13 protein-coding genes and 1 pseudogene are annotated in these 19,622 nt (G+C 74.7%); 6 read left to right on the top strand and 8 right to left on the bottom strand.

The features are described 5' to 3' along the window. Nucleotides 1–35 precede the first annotated feature (35 nt). Nucleotides 36–803 (top strand): SDR family NAD(P)-dependent oxidoreductase, encoded by a 768-nt coding sequence (locus tag ACFC0Z_RS23625; RefSeq protein ID WP_376441260.1) that lies wholly within the window; start codon nt 36–38, stop codon nt 801–803. 9 nt (nt 804–812) lie between these two features. Here the strand turns inward: ACFC0Z_RS23625 and ACFC0Z_RS23630 are convergent, their stop codons facing one another. Beyond that, nucleotides 813–1,256, bottom strand: coding sequence for a GNAT family N-acetyltransferase (locus ACFC0Z_RS23630; RefSeq protein WP_376441263.1), 444 nt, complete (start codon nt 1,254–1,256; stop codon nt 813–815). A 45-nt stretch (nt 1,257–1,301) separates the two neighbouring features. Then, nucleotides 1,302–3,167, bottom strand: a complete 1,866-nt coding sequence (locus tag ACFC0Z_RS23635; RefSeq protein WP_376441266.1) for an endonuclease/exonuclease/phosphatase family protein — start codon at nt 3,165–3,167, stop codon at nt 1,302–1,304. A gap of 190 nt (nt 3,168–3,357) precedes the next feature. Here ACFC0Z_RS23635 and ACFC0Z_RS23640 point away from each other — a divergent pair, with 190 nt between their 5' ends. The 3 genes and pseudogenes from ACFC0Z_RS23640 to ACFC0Z_RS23650 all read left to right on the top strand — a co-directional run. Further along, nucleotides 3,358–4,845 (top strand): hypothetical protein, encoded by a 1,488-nt coding sequence (locus tag ACFC0Z_RS23640; protein ID WP_376441269.1) that lies wholly within the window; start codon nt 3,358–3,360, stop codon nt 4,843–4,845. 362 nt (nt 4,846–5,207) lie between these two features. Next, nucleotides 5,208–6,638 carry an alkaline phosphatase PhoX gene (locus tag ACFC0Z_RS23645; RefSeq protein ID WP_376441272.1) on the top strand — a complete coding sequence of 477 codons (1,431 nt, stop codon included), beginning with the start codon at nt 5,208–5,210 and terminating at the stop codon, nt 6,636–6,638. Nucleotides 6,639–6,704: 66 nt separating this feature from the next. Then, a pseudogene (locus tag ACFC0Z_RS23650) lies at nt 6,705–7,343 on the top strand (GntR family transcriptional regulator); the annotation flags it as partial. Between the two features lie 209 nt (nt 7,344–7,552). On the opposite strand, the gene ACFC0Z_RS23655 reads toward ACFC0Z_RS23650, so the two are convergent. Then, a complete protein-coding gene (locus ACFC0Z_RS23655) occupies nt 7,553–8,779 on the bottom strand; it encodes a TerD family protein (RefSeq protein WP_376441326.1) in 1,227 nt (408 codons plus the stop codon). Between the two features lie 98 nt (nt 8,780–8,877). Between ACFC0Z_RS23655 and ACFC0Z_RS23660 the strand changes: the two genes are divergently transcribed. Then, nucleotides 8,878–9,858: an AraC family transcriptional regulator gene (locus ACFC0Z_RS23660; RefSeq protein WP_376441275.1), complete on the top strand. Its 981-nt coding sequence runs from the start codon at nt 8,878–8,880 to the stop codon at nt 9,856–9,858. A gap of 276 nt (nt 9,859–10,134) precedes the next feature. Here the strand turns inward: ACFC0Z_RS23660 and ACFC0Z_RS23665 are convergent, their stop codons facing one another. Continuing rightward, complete coding sequence (locus ACFC0Z_RS23665; RefSeq protein ID WP_376441278.1) at nt 10,135–10,944, bottom strand: NAD-dependent epimerase/dehydratase family protein; 810 nt, start codon at nt 10,942–10,944, stop codon at nt 10,135–10,137. A gap of 212 nt (nt 10,945–11,156) precedes the next feature. On the opposite strand from ACFC0Z_RS23665, the gene ACFC0Z_RS23670 reads away from it, so the two are divergent. Then, nucleotides 11,157–12,290 carry a hypothetical protein gene (locus tag ACFC0Z_RS23670; protein ID WP_376441280.1) on the top strand — a complete coding sequence of 378 codons (1,134 nt, stop codon included), beginning with the start codon at nt 11,157–11,159 and terminating at the stop codon, nt 12,288–12,290. Between the two features lie 10 nt (nt 12,291–12,300). On the opposite strand, the gene ACFC0Z_RS23675 is transcribed toward ACFC0Z_RS23670, so the two are convergent. The 4 genes from ACFC0Z_RS23675 to ACFC0Z_RS23690 form a co-directional block, all read right to left on the bottom strand. After that, a complete protein-coding gene (locus tag ACFC0Z_RS23675; RefSeq protein ID WP_376441283.1) occupies nt 12,301–12,981 on the bottom strand; it encodes a GntR family transcriptional regulator in 681 nt (226 codons plus the stop codon). Between the two features lie 104 nt (nt 12,982–13,085). Beyond that, complete coding sequence (locus ACFC0Z_RS23680) at nt 13,086–14,312, bottom strand: amidohydrolase (protein ID WP_376441286.1); 1,227 nt, start codon at nt 14,310–14,312, stop codon at nt 13,086–13,088. An 88-nt stretch (nt 14,313–14,400) separates the two neighbouring features. Continuing rightward, nucleotides 14,401–17,286, bottom strand: coding sequence for a SpoIIE family protein phosphatase (locus tag ACFC0Z_RS23685; RefSeq protein WP_376441289.1), 2,886 nt, complete (start codon nt 17,284–17,286; stop codon nt 14,401–14,403). Beyond that, nucleotides 17,283–19,394 carry a SpoIIE family protein phosphatase gene (locus ACFC0Z_RS23690; protein ID WP_376441292.1) on the bottom strand — a complete coding sequence of 704 codons (2,112 nt, stop codon included), beginning with the start codon at nt 19,392–19,394 and terminating at the stop codon, nt 17,283–17,285. Before ACFC0Z_RS23690 ends, ACFC0Z_RS23685 begins: the two co-directional genes overlap by 4 nt. Nucleotides 19,395–19,622 lie beyond the last annotated feature (228 nt).

Raw genomic sequence — 19,622 nt, forward strand, 5'->3', positions numbered from 1 at the left:
CCCGGCGCGACAGGGGGACATGGAGAGAACAGCACATGAGCGAACAGCACGCGAGTGAACAGCACACGAGTGAACAGCGCGTCGCACTCGTCACCGGCTCGTCCTCGGGCATCGGAGCCGCCGTCGCCCGGCGGCTCGCCGACGCCGGTCTGCGGGTCGTCGTCAACTCCGCGCGGTCGGCCGAGGCGGGCCGGGCCCTCGCCGCCGAACTGCCCGACGCCGTCTACGTCCAGGCCGACGTCTCCGTCGAGGCCGAGGCCGCCGGGCTCGTCGCCGCCGCCGTGGAGGCGTACGGCCGGCTCGACATCCTCGTCAACTGCGCCCGGACCACGCGCTTCATCCCGCACGAGGACCTCGACGCCGCCACGCCCGAGGTCTGGCGGCACCTCTACGACGTCAACGTCATCGGCGTCTGGCAGACGATCACCGCCGCCGTCCCGCACCTGCGGAAGACCGGCGGCGCCGTCGTCACGGTCTCCTCGCAGGCCGGGGTCAGGCCGGGCGGGAGCTCCATCCCGTACGCGGTCTCCAAGGCGGCCGTCAACCACATGACGAAGCTCCTCGCCAAGACCCTCGGCCCGGAGATCCGGGTCAACGCGGTCGCGCCCGGACTGATCGACACCCCCTGGTTCGACGGGGTCGAGGGCGCCGACGCCGCCAAGGAGCACGTCGCCGCCGTGGTGCCGCTGCGCAGGACCGGGCGACCCGAGGACATCGCGGGGGCCGTCTTCGACCTCGCCCACTCCTCGTACATCACCGGCGAGGTGCTCCTCGTCGACGGCGGCGGGCACCTGCTCGGCTGAACCGCCCCGTCAGAGCGTCAGCTTGAAGCCGTCGTGGCTGCGGGCGAAGCCCAGTGAGGCGTAGAAGCGGTGGGCCTCGGTGCGCTGCTTGTTGCTCGTCAGCTGGACCAGGGCGCAGCCGCGCTCCTCGGCGCGGGCCAGGGCGCCCTTCATCAGGACCCGGCCGAGGCCGCCGCCCCGCCGGTCGGCCCTGATCCGGACCGCCTCGATCAGGGCCCGTTCGGCGCCGCCCTTGCCGAGGCCGGGGATGTACGTGGCCTGGAGGCAGCCGACGACCAGGTCGCCGTCCACCAGCACCAGCACCTCGTTGCGCGGATCGGCCTCGATGTCCGCGAACGCCCGCTCGTAGGCGGGGGTGACGGTCATCGAGGCCGGGTCGGTCACCCGCTCCTCGTCGGCGAGCAGCGCGAGGACGGCGGGCAGGTCGGCACGGGTGGCGGGGCGCAGGTTCACGGCCCGCAGTCTCGCACGCCCGTGCCGACGGGGAACACGGGGGAACTACGGGCGGAAGCGCAGCACCTGCGGGTCGTGGTCGCTGTCCTGGTCGGCGAACTCCGCGTTGATGTGCACGCTGTCGTACTCGAAGTGGTGCACGCCGAAGCTCGTCAGGATCTGGTCGAGGACCTGGCTGTTGCCCTGGTAGACGTACGAGTAGCGCTCGGACTCGGGCAGCGAGGTCACGGCCGGGAGCAGCGCGCCGCCGTCCGTCAGCGCCTGGGTGGTGCCGGAGAACTCGAAGTCGTTGATGTCACCGACCACGAGCACGTCGGCCTGCTTGTCGATCGCGGTGATCTCCTTCACGAAGGCGTTGACGGCCTGCGCCTGGAGGAGACGCTTCGCCTCGGAGGAACGGTTCGGCGGCTGGTGGTGCGAGACGATCGACTCGTCGCCGCCCTTCGAACCGAAGTGGTTGGCGATGACGAAGACCGTGCGGCCGCGGAAGACGAACTCGCCCGCGAGCGGCTTGCGGCTGTTCTCCCAGGCGGTGTTCGCCGGGTCGATGCGGCCGGGGGAGACCGTCAGGGCGGCGTTGTTCTTGCGGCCCGTGACGCCGGTGGCGTGGCTCGGGTCGACGGCGGCGCGGTCCGTGAAGGAGACGCGCTCCGGGTTGAAGAGGAAGACCTGGCGGATGTTGCCGCCGGGCTCGCCGCCGTCCTTGCCGTTCTGCGGGTCGACCGAGCGCCAGTCGTACGCCGGGCCGCCGGCCGCGACGATCGCGTCCGTGAACTTCTTGACCGTCTGGTCGGCGGCGACCGTGCCGTCGTTCTTGGCGCCGTTGTTGTCCTGGATCTCCTCCAGGGCCAGGATGTCCGGCGAGGCGAGGTTCTCGACGACGGCCTTCGCGAGGGCGTCGAACTTCTCCTGCGGGTCGGTCGGGTCGAGGTTCTCGACGTTGTACGTGGCCACGGCCAGCTCGTTCTTGTGCTGCTTGTCCGTGACCTCGCGCTCCAGGCCGTTGTCCTGGACCGTGCCGAGGGTGCGGGCCGTCAGCGTGTAGCCGCCGAACTGGTTGAAGTCGAGCGGGCCCTCGGTCTCGCCGGTCAGCACGTCGCCGACGTTCGCCTTGGGGAACGGCTGCTGGGCGAGCGGGACCAGGGACTGGATCTGGAGACGGCCGGTGTTCTGGGACTCGTACGAGCCGTAGACCGTGCCGCCGCGCACGTTCGCGTTCTCCTCCGGCTTCACCGTGACCCACAGCTCGGAGTACGGGTCGGTGGCGCCGACCACACGGGACTCGCCGATCCGGACGTTCGTGCCCTCCAGGGACTCGTAGTAGTCCAGGGCGTACGTCTCCGGGTCCAGCTCCAGGTTGTTGATCGAGCCGCCGTCCGCCGGGTCGCCGGCGGGGGCGTACTCCTCCGGGACGGAGTCGGCGTCGATGGTGACCGGGGCCGGGACCGCGTTGCCCTTCGACAGGACCGTGACCACCGGCTTGGAGATCTGGGTCAGCGACTGGTTGCCGGAGGTCAGGCCGCCGGGGACGTACTCCGTGACCGTGCCGTTCAGCCGGACCGCGTCGCCGACGGCCACGGTCGGGACCGAGCTGGTGAAGACGAACAGGCCCTCGCTGGTCGCCGGGTTGCCGTCGCCCTCGGTGTCCTGGATCCAGAAACCGCGCGAACCGTAGGTGCGGACGCCGGTGACGACGCCCGTGACGCCGGTGACCTGCTTGCCCACGAGGGGGGAGACGCGGGTCGTGCCCTGGATGTCGTGGATGCGGACGTTCGCGGTGGCGTCCTCGGTGGCCGCGTTCGCCGAGCCGGCGAGCAGACCGGCGGCGAGAGCGGCGGCGACGACGGCGGAGACGGCAGTGGGGCCTCCCCAGCGGAGCGAGGGGACGGTTCTCGGTATGGAGGAAGACATCAAGGGCTCCGGAGGGTGCTTGGAGGAACGGCAGATGGTTCTACGCGCGTCAATCTCTGGTGAGAAGGGGGAACTTGTCAAGAGTCGACGGGTGTACGAAGGCTGACTGATATGTGAACCGGCGGACGGACCGCCGGAAACGTCTACGCTGAACACCGCTCTTTCCGTACGCGTCGAGGAGACCCCCCACATGTCAGCCGAGCAGCCCACCCTTCCCCCCGTCCGGCTCCCCGCGGACGCGGAGCTGGCGCGGGAGGCCCTGGCCGCGCCCCTGGTCGCCCGGGCCGTGCGGCTCGCCCGCTGGGCCGGGCCGGAGACGCGGGTCGGCGCGGGCGGCGAACTCGTCGACGAGCAGCTGCCCGAGGCGGTGGAGGTCCTGGGCCTCACGGTCCCCACGGACGACGGAGCCGACGAGGAGGCCTACGAGGACGCGGTCGAGGAGGCCGAGATCCTCGCGGGCGACGCGTGGCGGCTCGCCGTCGACACCGGGCTCGTCGAGGTCGAGGACGGCGCCGACGACGACACCCCCGGCGGGGCCGGGCCCGGCGAGAACCTGCCGCTCGTCACCGGCGGTTCGCCGCAGGACGTCCTCGCGCTCTGGCTCGACGGCTTCGACGCGGTCTTCGGCGACGCCGTCGCGCCCGTCCTCGGCGAGCTGGACGCGATCGTCGGCGAGGACGGCGAGATCGACCTCGAGTCGCTCGACTGGGACCCGGAGGCGGAGGCGGAGTTCCTGGAGGGCGTCCTCGGCAACCTCTACCTGCTGACCGTCAGCGAGGGCGGGCCCGGCGACGGACCCGTGCCGCTGCCCGCGCTCGCCGCGTCGATGGTCGTCCCCGACGACATGGGCGAACCGACCGACGACATCCTGGAGCAGGTCTCCGACGCGATGATGCGGCTCGACGAGCAGTTCCGGCTGCTCGAACCGATCGGGCTCGTCGAGTACCAGCCCGTCGACGAGGCCCTCATGGCCGAGGAGGGCGAGGAGCCGGCCCCGCCGGTCGACGACGAGGACGTCACGCGGTACGGCATGGTCCGGCTCACGCCGCTCGGCCTGTACGGGGTCAGGGCCCGGATGCTGGACGCCGGCGTCGACGCTCCGGCCGTCGGCGACCTCGCGGACCGGGGGGCCGAGGTGCTGCTCGCCGGCATCGCCGCCTACCCGGAGGCCGCCGCGCGCGCCGAGACGGTGGGCTGGCTCGCCGGGCGGGGCCCGCAGGACGCGGCGCGCGAGCTGCTCGCCGCGGCGCGCGGCACGGACGCGGGCTCGCCGCTGCGGCGCCTCCACTGCCAGCAGGCGCTCTCGCTCGTCGGCGCGGAGGCCGAGCCCGCCGTCCGCGAGGTCCTCGACGACCCCGAACTCGGCGGTCTGGCACGGGTGTGGCTCGCCGAGCGCGGCGCTGCGGACGTGCCGGCCCCCTCCGAGACGATGATCTTCTGGCTCGCGATCGACACGATCGCGGCCCAGCTCGACGCGGCCGGTGACCTGGAGGAGCTCCAGGACCTCATCGAGGGCCTCACCGGCCGCCACAGCGGCTTCTTCGACGAGGCCTGGCGCGTCGACCACCCGGCCACGGCGGAGGTCCTGGAGGCGATGGGCCGCCTCCACCGCGACAAGACCTCCGCCAAGGAAGCCCGCAAGTCGGCCTTCAAGGCCCGCTCCCGAGCAGGCAACTGACCCAGGCGGGGCGACCCGGGTCCGAGATCCCTCCGGCCTCCGGCCCCGGCCCCGGCCTCCGGCCCCGGGCCCGGCCTCCGGCCCCGGCCTTCGGCCCCGGTCTCCGGGCCCGGCCTTCGGCCCCGGTCTCCGGCAAGGGCCGGGCTTCGTGCGGTTCCTTCCGGCGTGGCCGGTCTTGGCCCGGCGCGAAGCCGTCGTTCGTCCCGGGGCGCGCGGCCCCCGGCCCCCGGCAGGGTTTCGGGAAGGGGCGGGGTGGGGGAAAGCCCCTGCCCCGCGGGTGTTCCCGTGGCGTTCAGGTGGTGTTCGCGGGCGCGCGGCAGGGTGGGGGCGAGAATCGGCCGTCGCAGGGAGACCCGTACACCATGCCTCTCAACCGCAGAGAGTTCGCCAAGCAGTCCGCCGTCGCCGGTGCGGGGCTCGCCCTCACCGGGGTCGTGGGGGCCCTCGCCACCGCGCCCGAGGCGCTCGCGTCCGACGAGCCGTTCGGGCACGGGGACGCGCACGGGGAGGGGCACGGGCGGCCGCTCGGGTACGGGGAGCTCGTCGCCGACCCGGCGGGAGTGCTCGCGCTGCCCGCCGGGTTCTCCTACCGCGTCCTCACCCGCGCCGGCGTCACCCGCCTGGAGAGCGGCGAGTTCACCCCGCAGAAGCACGACGGCACCGCCGCCTTCGCCGGGCCGCGCGGGACCACGTACCTCGTCAACAACCACGAGCTCAAGGGCGCCCGTACGAAGTGGGACCACCCCGTCCCGCTCGCCGAGGGCCTCGTCTACGACCCGGCCGCCGCCGGCGGCTGCACCGTCGTCGAGGTCCACCGCGACGGCACCGTCACCGAGTGGGTCGGCATCGCCGGCACCTCCACCAACTGCGCCGGCGGCGCCACCGCCTGGGGCACCTGGCTCACCGGCGAGGAGAACTCCGACCTCGCCGGCGTCAACGGCATGACGAAGGACCACGGTTACATCTTCGAGGTCGACCCCCGCGACGCCCGCGCCAACCGCGACCCGCGCCCGGTGAAGGCCTTCGGCCGGTACGACCACGAGGCCGTCGTCATCGACCCGAAGCGCGGCCACGCCTACCTCACCGAGGACGCCTCCAACCCCAACGGCCTGCTCTTCCGCTGGACGCCCCCGCGGGGCTTCGAGCACGGCCGAGGGCGGCTCCGTACCCTCGCCGACGACGCCGGCCTCCTCCAGGCCGCCAAGTGCATCGACTCCTCGGGCCGCTTCGTCGACGACCTCTCCCGCGCGACCCGCATCGGCACCGTCTACGGCGTCGACTGGACCGACGTCCCCGACCGCGACGGCCGCACCACCCCCGTCCGCAAGCAGTTCGCCGACGGCCAGGTCACCCGCGCCCGCAAGCTGGAGGGCATGTGGTGGGCGGACGGCGGCACCTACGTCGTCTCCTCCTACGCCCGCGCGGAGAGCCCCGGCGCCGCCCACGACGGCCAGGTCTGGTTCTACGACCCCAAGCGCCGCACCCTCACCCTCAAGGTGCTCCTCGGCGTCAACGCCGCGCCCGACGAGGACGGCGCCTTCGACGGCCCCGACAACATCACCGTCTCCCCGTACGGCGGCATCGTCATCGCCGAGGACGGCGAGGGCGTCCAGCACCTCTTCGGCGCGACCGACTCCGGCCGCACCTACCCCATCGCCCGCAACGACCTGAACGACAGCGAGTTCACCGGCGTCTGCTTCTCGCCCGACGGGGACACCCTCTTCGCCAACATCCAGGACCCGGGGATCATGGTCGCCGTCACCGGACCCTGGCGGCGTCAGCCCCGCCGCTGAGACCCGCCGCGGAACGGGACGTGATCCCTGGTCACGTCCATGATCGGACAACTACGATGTCAGATCATGGACGTTTTGCGGCCCGTGAGCCGGACCCCCCTGCGTGACCGGGCGTACGAGGCGCTGCGTGAGGCCATCGTGCGCGGCGATCTCGCCCCGGGAGCCCCGGTGAACGACGCCGATCTGGCCGACCGGCTGGGGCTCTCGCGCGCTTCCGTGCGCGAGGCCCTGGCCCGGCTCTGCGACGAGGGGCTCGTCGAGACCCGGCCGCAGAGCTACACCCGCGTCACCCGCCCCGTCAGCCGCGTCGTCCGCGACGCCGCCACCGTCGTCCGCGTCATGCACGAGCTCGCCGCCCGCACCGGCGTCCCGCTCCTCGGGCCCGACGGCGTCCGCGCCATGCGCGAGGCCAACGAGCGCTTCGCCGCGGCCGTCGCCGCGAACGACGTCGACGCCGCGCTCTGCGCCGACGACGCCCTCCACCACGTCCTCGTCGGCGCCAGCGGGAACCACGCGCTCGCCGCGACCATCGCCCGCTACACCCCGCTGATCCGCCGCGTCGAGCGGCGGCTCTTCGGCGACGCCGAGAGCTGCGGCTCCGCCGACCTGCACGCCCGGCTCATCGACGCCTGCGAGGCGGGGGACGCGGAGGAGGCCGTCCGCGTCACCACGGAGATCTGGACCGCCCTCGAACAGCTCGCGGACGACGCCGTGGAGGTCGCCGAGGTCACCGGCATACCCGCCCCGGCCCTGCCGGCCGCGATGTGTCCCGTCCTGGGCCTTCCCGGCACGACGGGCACGACGGGCACGACGGGCACGACCGGTACGACCGGTACGACCGGTACGACCGGCGCGCCCGAGAACGCGTGAGGGGCGCGTCTCCCGACGCGCCCCTCCTGCCGTGCCCGCGGCGCCTACAGCGCCTGCGCCGCCGGCTTCACCATGCCCCGGACCGTCCGCGACTTCACGAACTCGCCCATCGCCGTCATCTCCCACTCGCCGCTGAACTGCTTGATCAGCTTGGCCATCATCACGCCCGTCTGCGGCTCGGCCGTCGTCAGGTCGAAGCGGACCAGCTCCTCGCCGGTCGTCGCGTCCATCAGCCGGCAGTACGCCTTGGCGACCTCGGTGAACTTCTGGCCGGAGAAGGAGTTCACCGTGAACACCAGGCCCGTGGCGTCGGCCGGCAGCCGGCCGAGGTCGACGACGATCACCTCGTCGTCGCCCGCGCCCTCGCCGGTGAGGTTGTCACCGGAGTGCTTGATCGAGCCGCCGAGGATCGACAGCTTGCCGAAGTAGCAGCTGTCCAGGTGGTTGCGCTGCGGCCCGTACGCGATGACCGAGGCGTCCAGGTCGATGTCCTTGCCCCGGTACGCGGGCTCCCAGCCGAGGCCCATCTTGACCTGGGAGAGCAGCGGGCGGCCGCCCTTGACCAGCGAGACCGTCTGGTTCTTCTGGAGGCTGACCCGGCCCTTGTCGAGGTTGATCTTCCCGGTGGAGACCGGCGCGGGGGGAGCCGGGGGAGCCGGAGGGGCGACAGGGGCGGCCGGGGCCGACGCGGCGGCGATCCGCGGGTCCACCGGGGGAGCCGGCGGGGCCGGGGGGACCGGGGGAGCCACGGGCGCGGCGGCGGCCGGGGCCGCCGGCTCCTCCTCCACGGAGACGCCGAAGTCCGTCGCGATGCCGGCCAGCCCGTTCGCGTACCCCTGGCCCACCGCGCGGGCCTTCCACGCCCCGTTGCGCAGGTAGATCTCCACGACCACCAGCGCCGTCTCGGTGGCGAGCCGCGGCGGGGTGAAGGTGGCGAGGACACCGCCGGAGTCCGCGTCGCGGACGGTCGCCGTGGGCTCGATGCCCTGGAAGGTCTGGCCCGCCGCGTCGGGGCTCGCCGTGACGACGATCCGCTCGATGCCGGGCGGGAGCGCCGTCGTGTCGACCACGATCGCGTCGGGCGCGGTGCCGCCGCCGGAGCGGTAGGTGACACCGGGCCCGGCGGGCTGGTTGTAGAAGATGAAGTCGTCGTCCGAGCGCACCTTGCCGTTGGCGCCGAGCAGCAGGCCCGAAACGTCGAGCCGCACGGGGGCGGCGACGTCCACCGCCACGCGCGCGGCGGAGAGAGGAATGTTCGAGCCGGGGGTCATAGCGGTCATGCCAGGGGTAACGAACCGCACACCTTTGCCGTTCCCTTACCCTCATCCGGTTCGACCACAAGAAGATTCGTTCGAAGACAATGGGTGTCATGGGTGGGATCTCGTTCCGCACGCGGGACGTCGACGAGGCGCGCGAGGAGCTCGGCGCCCGGTACTACGCGAACCGCATGGACGTCCTCGGCGGCCAGGGCCAGGGCCGGAGCGGCCCCTTCGCGGCGCGCTTCGACACCGTCGCGCTCGGGCCCCTCGTCCTCGGCGACCTGAGCTGCGGGGCGGACGTCCGGATGACCTTCGGCGAGCTCGGCGCGTACCACGTGAACGCCCCGCTCGGCGGGAGCATGGCCGTCCGCCAGGGCGCCGGGCCCGCGGTCGTCGCGACCGCCACCGAGGCCGTCCTGCTCGACCCCGCCGGTGACACCGTCCTCGACCGCTGGACCGGCGACTGCCGGAACCTCGCCGTGAAGGTCGGGGCGGCGGAACTGCGGGAGTGCCTGGAGCGGTTGCTCGGCCGCCCGCTGAACGGCCCGCTCACCTTCCGCCCCTACCTGGACATCACGCGCGGTCCCGGCGCGAGCTGGGTCCGCCTCGCCCGGCAGGTCGCCGCCGAGGCCTTCGCGGGGGAGGGCATCGCCCGGCACGAGCTCGTCGCCAAGCCCCTCCAGGAGGCCCTGCTCAACGGGCTGCTCCTGGCCGCCGACCACCCCTGGCGCGAGGCCCTCGACCACCCGGGCGAGGCCCGCCGCCCCGCGCCCGTCAAGCGGGCGATGGACGCCGTGCGGGAGCGCCCCGAGCACCCCTTCACCACCGCCGAACTCGCCGCCGTCGGCCGGGTCAGCGTGCGGCGCCTCCAGGAGTCCTTCCGGGAGTACGTGGGCATGTCCCCGATGGCGTACGTGCGCGAGGTCCGCCTCGACCGGGTCCGCGAGGAGCTGCGGGCCGCCGAGCCGGACGAGGTGAGCGTGAGCGAGGTGTCCTGGCGCTGGGGCTTCGCCCACCAGGGACGGTTCGCGGCCCGGTACCGGGAGAAGTTCGGCGAGACGCCGTCCTGGACGCTCAGGAACGCCGGATGACCGGATGACCGGATGACTGGGTGGCCGGAGCGCGAGAGCGAGCGGCTGCCATGCCGCCGGGGGAGTCCGTCAGGTCTTCGGGAACGTCGTCGCGCATTGCGGACAACGGCCGCGTTCCGCGGCTCGCGGTGATCCAGATCTGCACTTAACGTGGACATGTCCGGTTTTGCCAGCGCACGCCGTGACGCGGGCCCTGGCCGGCTCCATCCCCCCGTAAGGGCCGGCCGGGTGTCACCGCCGACCGCCGCGCCGGCCACACTGCGCTCTCCCCCGCGCTCAGTGCGGCCAGCGCGGCGGGTCCACAGTGAACCGGCCGCCGAGGTACACGTCGTCGGCGCTCCCCTCCTCCGGCAGCCCCTGCTCCGCGATCAGCTTCTCCGCGTACGCCTCGGAGTCGTCCCGCGGCTCGTAGCCGAGCGCCCGGGCCGTGGAGAGGTCCCACCACGTACGGGTGTTGGCCGAGGAACCGTTCACCACGGTGTGGCCCACGGACCCGGCGGTGAGGGCGGCGTGCAGGAGGCGGGCGCAGTCCCCGGGGCTGAGCCAGAGCGACAGCATCCGGACCGAGGTGGGCTCGGGGAAGCAGGAGCCGATGCGCACGGAGACCGTCTCGACGCCGTGCCGGTCCCAGTAGAGCTGGGCCAGGTCCTCGCCGAAGCACTTGGAGAGTCCGTAGAAGGTGTCCGGGCGGTGCGGGGTGGTGACGGGGACCGGCGGCTCGCCCTCGCGCGGGCGGCGGGTGAAGCCGACGGCGTGGTTGCTGGAGGCGAAGACGACGCGCCGGACGCCCTCCTCGCGGGCCGCCTCGTAGAGGTGGTGGGTGCCGGTGATGTTCGCGGCCACGATCGCGTCGAAATCGGCCTCCAGGGAGATCCCGGCGAGGTGCACGACCGCGTCGACGCCCCGGACGGCCTCGCGCAGCGCCGCGCGGTCCGCGAGGTCGGCGACGAGGGCGTCCGGGGCGCCCGCGACGGGGACGGCGTCCAGGAGGCGGAGCTCGTAGCCGTACGCGGGCAGCAGCTCCCGCATCAGCGTGCCGACGCCGCCGGCGGCGCCGGTGAGGAGGACGGTGCGGGGTGCGGGCATGGAGCGGATCTCCTCGGCCGAGTCGTGTTCACAACCGTGGACACGCTAGGGACTGGGGAGACGGAGCGTCAAGAGTTGGTCGGGCTAGGTCCTTTCTGTCGTACCCCCGGATATTGACCCGCACTTCGGAGCTGCTCTAGCGTGCGCCGGGTCGTGGTCGTTCAAGGATGTAGACGACCGTCCGGGCAAGTCGACGGCTGGGAGGCCGGAGCGTGAGAGCGGGCGTCTTCCTCTACCCCTGGGACGTCGACGGCGATCCCGCCGCCCCCGGCCGCCTCGCCGCACTCGGCGTCGTGCAAGTCACCCTCGCCGCCGCCTACCACTCCACCCGGGCGCTCAGCCCCCGCCACCCGGCCCACCGGATCGTCACCGCCGAGCACGCCGCCGTCCTCTACCCGCCGGACCCCGCCCGCTGGGCCGATCGGGCCTTGCGCCCGTACCCGGCGGGGGAGTGGGCCCCCGGCGACGCGTACGGCCGCGCCGCCGAGGCCCTCGAAGGCACCGGGCTCGACGTGCACAGCTGGGTCGTCCTCGCCCACAACTCCCGCCTCGGCGCCGAACACCCCGAGACCTCCGTCGTCAACGCGTACGGCGACCGCTACCCCTGGGCCCCCTGCGTCGCCCGCCCCGACGTCCGCGCCTTCCTCGTCGAGCTCGCCGCCGAGGCCGCCGTGCGGCCCGGCGCCGCCGGCACCGAGCTGGAGTCCTGCGGCTGGTACGGCTTCGCCCACCTGCACGCCCACGACAAGACCTCCGGGGTCCCGCTGGGCGAGCGCGAGCAGTACCTCATGTCCCTCTGCTTCTGCCCCTCCTGCCGCGAGGGGTACGGGAACGGGGGCGCCGATCCCGACGTGCTGGCCGCCGCCGTCCGCGAGGCCCTCGCGCCCGTGTGGGCCGGCGCCGGACCGGCCGGCGGGCTCGGCGCCCTGGAGGCCCCGGCCGCCGCCTGGCGCGCCGGGGCGGCGCGCTCCTTCCAGGACGAGGCCGTGGCGGCCGTCCGCGCCGCCGCCCCGCCGGGCTTCCGCGTCCTGCTGCACGCGGACCCCGACCCGTACCGCTGCGGCGCAGACACCGGTACGGACCCCGCGCACGTCCTGGCCCTCGCGGACGGCGTCGTCGCCCGGCCCCCGGCAATCGCCGCCTTCGCGGGCCACGCCCGGCCCGGCACGACCGTCGCCGCCAACCTGTCCGTCGTCACCGGCATGGGCGGCGCCCCGTCCCGCCTCGCCCGCGACGCCGAGCGGGCCCGCGCGGCCGGCGCCACCGAACTCCGGCTCTACCACGCGGGACTGGCCTCGGACGCGGACCTCGACAGGGTCCGAGAGCAGCTGGCCGCGAGCAGCTAGCCGAGAGCGGCTAGCCGCGCTCGGCGAGGAGCCGTAGGGCCGAGGCGCGGGTCGCCGCCACGTGGGCGCGGGCCAGGGACTCGGCGGCCGCCTCGTCCCCGTCCCGTACCGCCTCGAAGAGCCGCTCGTGCGCGCCGCACATCGGCTCGCCGTCCGACTCCGCCGACGTCAGCCGGAAGAGCCGCCGCAGCCGGGCGTCGAGCGGGGTCATCAGCTCCACCAGGAGCGGGTTGCCGGAGAGTTCGACGACCGACCGGTGGAAGTCGGCGTTGAGCGAGACCGCCTCGCGCAGCCGGCCCGCCTCCACCGCCCGTCGCGCCCGCGCGAGGAGCTCCTCCAGGGCGCGCAGGGCCTCGGGGCCGGCGTGCCGGGCGGCCAGGCGGGCGGCGAGGCCCTCCAGGTTCTCCCGTACGTCGAAGAGGTCCTCGGCCTCCTCGGGCCCGAACTCCGTCACGACCGAACCGTGCCGGGGCCGCACCGAGAGGAAGCCCTCCGATTCGAGGCGCTGCACGGCCTCCCGCACGGGCACCCGGGAGACCCGGAGCTCCTCGGCGATCTCGCGCTCGACGAGCCGGGTCCCCGGCGGGTACTCCGCCTCGATGATCCGCTCGCGCAGTTCCGCGTACACCCGCTCCCGCAGGGACGGCCGGGCCTCTCCTGCGGTGGGTTCGGCGGGGAGGGGCAGGGGCATGGGGGCTCCGGTGCTGCGCGGTGGTCGGCGGGCGGTGGCGGGCGGCGGTCGGTGGCCGGTCGACCGATCTTCGCAGAACGCGTCGGCCGGGCGGTCGCCGGCGGTCAGACCAGGCGGCCGTCCCGGGCCACCACCCGGCCCGCCCGCACCACGAGGTCCCGGCCCGGCTGGTCGACGACCGCCTGCGGCACGCACTCGCCGTCGAGGAGCATGAAGTCGGCGGGGGAACCGGGGCGGAGCTCCGCCCTCGGCAGGCCGAGGAGGTCCGCGCCGCCGTCCGCCGCGAGCCGGAAGCAGGCCTCCAGTTCCTCGTCGAGGCGGGCGTCCAGCGCCCAGGCGGCGAGCCAGGCGCGGTGCAGCATGTCCCCGTTGCCGAACGGGCTCCAGCTGTCCCTGACGCCGTCCGAGCCGAGCCCGACCGTCACCCCGCGCTCGGCCAGGCGCCGGAACGGCAGGACCGTCGTCTCCGACAGGGCGACCGTGGTGAGGGAGACCCCGGCGTCCGCGAGCAGGTCGGCCGTCTCGTCGAGCTCCCGCCCGGAGAGCTGGGCGACCGCGAAGGCGTGCCCGACGTTCACCTTGCCCTGGAGGCCGAGCGCGCGGGTCCGGGCGGCGATGTCCCGCAGCGGCCCGAGGCCGGACTCGTCCCGGTCGTGCAGGTGGATGTCGAGGCCGAGGCCGTGCTTCTCGGCGAGGGCGAAGACCGTGCCCAGCTGGTCGCCGTCCCGGCCGCCCGCCCCGCCGCCCTCCGCGTCGAAGCCGGCCGGGTCGATGCCGCCGATGTGGGAGACGAGTCCGCTCGCGGCGGCCTCCGCGAGGAGCTCGGCGACGCCCGGCTCGCGGACCACCCCGTGCTGCGGGAAGGCGACGAGCTCGACGTCGACGACCCCGGCGAGCTTCCGGGCCGCCTCGGCGACCCCTTCGAGCCCCGAGAGGCCGAACGCGGGGGCCACGTCCGCGTGGGCGCGCATCGCGCGCGTGCCCCGGGCCGCCGCGTGCGCCATCAGGCGCAGCGCCCGCTCGCCCACCGGGGTGGGCAGCGCGCGGGCGAGCTCGACGTCGCCGGCCACGTACTCCGCGATGCCCCGCGCGGGCCGCCTGCTGTGCCAGGGCTCGCCCCAGGACGTCTTGTCGGGGTGGATGTGGGCGTCGACCAGGGTCGGCAGCGCGAGCCGCCCGCCCCCGTCGACCCGCTCGACGACGGCGTCCGCCGGGACCTCGGCGAGGCCGGCGACGAGGACCCCGTCCACGGCGACGAGGTCGCCGGCCGGGCCCCCGAAGGGCCGTACGTCGTGGAACACGGTCGCGGTACGGGGCGGGGGCGTGGTCACGGGGGCTCCTCGGATGCAGGGGTTCTGGTATACCACCCTGGTATACCAGAAGCGGCGGGTGCGCGACCGGCTCCGGGGCTTCCCGCCCTCACCAGGCCAGGTCCTCCAGCGCGTCCAGGTCCGGCATCCCCGGGGCCTCCGGCTCCGCCTCCTCCGCGCCGCCCGCGTCCACCCGCAGCTCCGCCCAGATCGTCTTGCCGCGCCGGCCGTACCGCGTGCCCCAGCGCTCCGCGTACCGCGCCACCAGGTACAGACCGCGCCCGCCCTCGTCCGTCGCCGCCGCGTGCCGCAGGTGCGGGGAGGTGCTGCTGCCGTCCGAGACCTCGCAGATCAGCGTCGCCCGGTCGTGGAGGAGCCGTACCCGCACCGGGTCCGCCCCGTACCGCACCGCGTTCGTGATCAGCTCGCTCAGGACCAGCTCCGCCGTGAACGCCAGCCCGTCGAGCCCCCACTCCGACAGCTTCGCCGCCGCCGCGTTCCGCACCGGCGAGACCGCCGACGGGTCCCGCTCCACGTCCCACTCCGCGATCCGCTCCCGGTCGAGCATCCGGGTCCGCGCCACGAGGAGCGCGATGTCGTCCCGAGGCGAGGCCGAAAGCAGCGTCGCGAGGACGTCCGCACAGGTCTGCTCGGGCGTACGGTCCCGGCGCGCCAGCGTCGACCGCAGCAGCGCGAGCCCCGTGTCCAGGTCCCGGCCCCGGTCCTCCAGGAGCCCGTCCGTGAAGAGCACCAGCTTGCTGCCCTCCGGCAGCCACAGCTCCGTCGTCTCGAACGGCATGTCCCCGAGGCCGAGCCCGAGCGGCAGCCCCGGCGCGAGCTCCGGGAACTCCACCCGCCCCTCCGGGTCCACGAACGCCGGGCCCGGATGCCCCGCGCTCGCCACCTCGCACCGCCCGGACGCCGGGTCGTAGATCGCGTACAGACAGGTCGCCCCCGTGATGCCGATGTCCCGCCGCCGCTCCTCGCCCGCCGGGCCCTCCCCGCCCTCCCAGCCCTCCGCGTCCTCGACGCCGCCCGTCTCCGCGTCGTCGATCCGGCCCGTCAGCTCGTCGAGGTGGCCGAGGATCTCGTCCGGCGGCACGTCGAGCGTCGAGAAGTTGTGCACCGCCGTCCGCAGCCGCCCCATCGTCGCCGCCGCGTGCAGCCCGTGCCCCACCACGTCCCCGACCACCAGCGCCACCCGGGCCCCCGGCAGCGGGATCACGTCGAACCAGTCGCCGCCCACACCCTCCTTCGCCGGGAGGTAGCGGTAGGCCACGTCCACCGCGCTCCGGTCCGGCAGCACCCGGGGCAGCAGACTCCGCTGGAGGGTCACCGCCATCGCGTGCTCGCGGGTGAACCGGCGGGCGTTGTCGATCGCCACCGCCGCCCGCGCCGACAGCTCCTCCGCGAACGACATGTCCTCCTCGCCGAAGGGCTCCGGGGTGTCCGCCCGCCAGAAGTTGGCCATCCCGAGGACCACCCCGCGCGCCATCAGCGGCACCGTGAGCAGCGAGTGCATCCCGTACGCGAGGGCCCCCGCCGCCCCATCCGGATCCTGGGCCCGCCACGCCTCCGCCGTGGCCAGCTCCGTCTCCACCGCGTGCCCCGCCGCGAGCGCCGTCGCCATCGGCGCGCCCGCCACGTCGTACCGGACCGTGTCGCCGACCGGCTGGAGCGGCTGGTCGGGCCGCAGCCCGCTCATCGCCGTCCGCCGCATCTCGGCGGTCGCGAGCGCCGACGCCGGGGGCTCCTCGCCGCGCAGCACCGGTTCGAGGAGCTCCACCGTCGTGAAGTCGGCGAAGCGCGGCACCGCCACCTCCGCGAGCTCCTCCGCCGTCCGGACGACCTCCAGGGTCGTGCCGATCCGCACCCCGGCCTCGTACAGGAGCTGGAGCCTGCCCCGGGCGACCGCCGCCCGGCCGGTCACGGCGGCCAGCTCGGTCGTGTCCCGCATCGTCATGACGCTGCCCGTGCCGACCCCGTCCGGGATCGTGGGCCGCACACTGACCGCGATCAGCCGGTCGCCCGCCCGGTGGACCTCGTCGGTGGCCACCCGGCCCGAGACGAGGAGCTCGACCGTACGGGGATCGAGACCGAGCTCCGACACGTGCCGCCGCTCCGCCTCCGCCTCCGCCGACAGACCGAGCAGACGGCGGGCCTCGTCGTTGGCGAGCAGCAGACGGCGGTCGGGGCCCAGGATCAGGACGCCCTCCCGCACGGCGTGCAGCACCGCCTCGTGGTGCTCCTTCATCCGGGTCATCTCGGCCGGGCCGAGGCCGTGCGTCTGCCGCCGCAGCCGGCGGCTCACCAGGCCCGCGCCGCCCACGGCGAGCGCGAGGGCGCCGGCCGCCGCGCCCACGAGGAGCGGCACCCGGTCCCGCAGCGCGTCCGAGATGCTCTGCACCTCGATGCCGCTGCTGACCATGCCGACGATCCTGCCCCGGTCGTCGACGACCGGGACAACGGCCCGTACCGCGTCGTTCGGCTCGCCCCGGAAGACCTCCGTGAAGGACTCGCCGTCCACCGTCGCGCGGGTGAGGTCCCCGGTCGTCGTCCGGCCGATCAGCTCCGGCTGCGAGTCGGTGTACCGGATCCCGGACGGGCCGAGGACCGCGACGAAGTCGACGCCCGTGGCCCGGCGGGTCGCCTCCGCCCGGTCCTGGAGCTCGGCCGTGGGGTCGGCCGAGGTCAGGGCGTCGTCGACGCCGGGAGCGTGCGCGAAGGCCTCCGCGACGGCGAGGGAACGGATGCGGGCGTCGCGCTCGGTGTCGCGCTGGGCCTGGTGGAAGACGACGAAGAGGGCGGCGGCGATGACGAGGAGGGCGATGAGGGCCTCCAGGGCGAAGACCTGGCCGGCGACGCTGCGGAGACCGGTGGCGTGCTCGCCGGGGCGGGGGCCGGTGCCGGTGCGGGGGCCGCTGCCGCTGCCGCGCTTGGCGTTGCCGCGCCCGCCGTTCGTACGACGGCCGCGGGGAGCCGGACGGGGAGTCATCCCGGCCTCCTGCTCCTGGCGACGAGCAGCGCCACGTCGTCCTGCGCACCCGGCCGCCGCAGGGACCGGAGCAGCAGGTCACAGGTCTCCTCCAGGGGCCCCCGCGCCCCGTCGAGGAGCCCGACGAGCACCGCGAGCCGGTCGTCGATCGCCTCGTCGCGGGTCTCGACGAGCCCGTCCGTGTACAGGACGAGGACGTCACCGGGCCGGAACGGGACCCGGGCCGTACGGAACGTGCCGCCACCCACCCCGAGCGGGACCCCCGGCTCGACCCCCACCAGCTCGGCGGGGCCGTCCACCGGGACCCGCACGGGCGGCAGGTGCCCCGCGTTCGCGATCCGGCAGCGGCCCAGGCGCGGATCGTGCACGGCGAAGAGGCAGGTCGCGATGTAGTGCTCCAGACCCGCCGTGATCCGGTCCAGATGGCGCAGGACCCGCGCCGGGGACAGGTCCAGGTCCGCGAAGGCGCAGGTCGCCGTCCGCAGCCGGCCCATCGTCGCCGCCGCGTCGATCCCGCTGCCCATCACGTCCCCGACCACCAGCGCCGTCTTGTCGTCGGGCAGCGGGATCACGTCGTACCAGTCCCCGCCGACCTCGCTCGACGCCTGCGCCGGCTGGTAGCGGGCGGCGACCTCCAGACCGGCGCGCTCCGGCGGCGTACCCGGGAGCAGGCTCCGCTGAAGGGTCACGGCCGAGTTCCGCACGCTCTGGTACCAGCGGGCGTTGTCGATGCTGACGGCCGCCCGCGCCGCCAGCTCCGTCGCGAGCAGCACGTCGTCCCCGTCGAACGGCAGCGGATTGCGGTCCCGCTTGAGGTCGAGCGCGCCGAGTACCTCGCCGCGGGCGATCAGCGGCACCGCCAGGTACGAGTGGACCCCGGCCCGCCCGAGGAGCTCTGCCGCCTCGGGGCTGCGCGCGATCCGGAGCAGGTCGCCGGGGCCGACGTGCCGCACCAGGACCGGCATCCCCGTGTGGACACAGCGGGTCACGAGCCGGTCCGCCCCGTACATCGCCACCTCGCCCGGCGGGTCGGCCGCCGGGAACGCCTCCGTCGGGCCCGAGGCCTTCACCGCGAGCGCGCGGAAGAGCTCCGGGCCCTCCTCGCTGTCGCCGGGCCTGCGCAGGGCGAGGACGGAGTCGAGGACGTCGACGGCGGCGACGTCCGCGAGCTCCGGCACCACGACCCCGGCCAGCTCGTCGGCCGTCCGCTCGACCTCCAGGGTCGTGCCGACCCGCGCGGAGGCGTCCGCGACGAGGGCGAGGCGCCGCCGCGAGCGGCCCGCCGCCGCGTCCGCGTCGTGCCGCTCGGTCACGTCGATCACCGAGGCCGCGACACCGAGGACCCGGCCCTCGGGGCCGTCGAGCCGGTAGAAGGAGACCGACCAGGCCCGGTCGTGGCCCGGGTCGGACGGGGTCCGGCCGGTGGTCTGGTGATCCAGCAGCGGCGTGCCCGTGGCGAGGACGGCCCGCAGCGCCGTCTCCAGGGCCTCGGCGTCGACGAGCGGCAGCATGTCGCCGATGCGGCGGCCGATGTGCAGCGCGGCGGGGACGCCGTTGATGCGCTCCAGCGCCGGGTTCACGAGGACGTACCGGAGCTCCGTGTCCAGGACGGCGAGACCGATCGGGGACTGCGAGACGAGCCGGTCGGAGAGGGCGAGACCGGTCTCGACGCGCTCGACGACGGAACGGTCGGCGGCGATGCCGAGCGCGTACAGACCGCCGAGGTCGTCGGTGAGCCGCATGTTGCGGAACTCCACGTCACGGGTCGTGCCGTCCTTGTGCCGTACGGGGAAGGTGCCCGCCCACGTCGTGCCGCCGTGCAGCACCTCGCCGAAGAGACGCATGGCCTCCTCGCGGTGCTCGGGGCCGACGATCAGGCGGGCGACGTAGCGGCCGAGAGCCTCGTCGGCGCGGTAGCCGAAGAGGGACTCCGCCTGGGGGCTCCACAGGACGACGCGGCCGCGGGCGTCGATGACGACGGCGGCGACGCCGAGCATGTCGAGGAGGCCCGTCCCGTCGAACGGCACGCCCGCGGGCCCCGCCGTCTCCGGGAAGGAACCGGCCGTCACACTGCCCTCCTCCCGCCGCGCCCACGCGCCTGTCTCCATGCTCCCCGGGGAGGGGCGGGGGCGCATCGTGAGAGGGCGGGCCGGGGGTAGGCGGGGCCGCTGCGCGGGGCCTTCCCCCCACCCCGCCCCTTCCCGAAACCGGGGGCAGGCCCCCGGACCCCCGTACGGCCTGGCGGCCGTGCCCTCAAACGCCGGGCGGGCTGGAAAATCCAGCCCCGCCGGCGTTTGAGGCGCGGGGTCCGGGGCGGAGCCCCGAACGCTTCAGCC

The organism is Streptomyces sp. NPDC056144 (assembly GCF_042264145.1).
Lineage (GTDB): Bacteria > Actinomycetota > Actinomycetes > Streptomycetales > Streptomycetaceae > Streptomyces.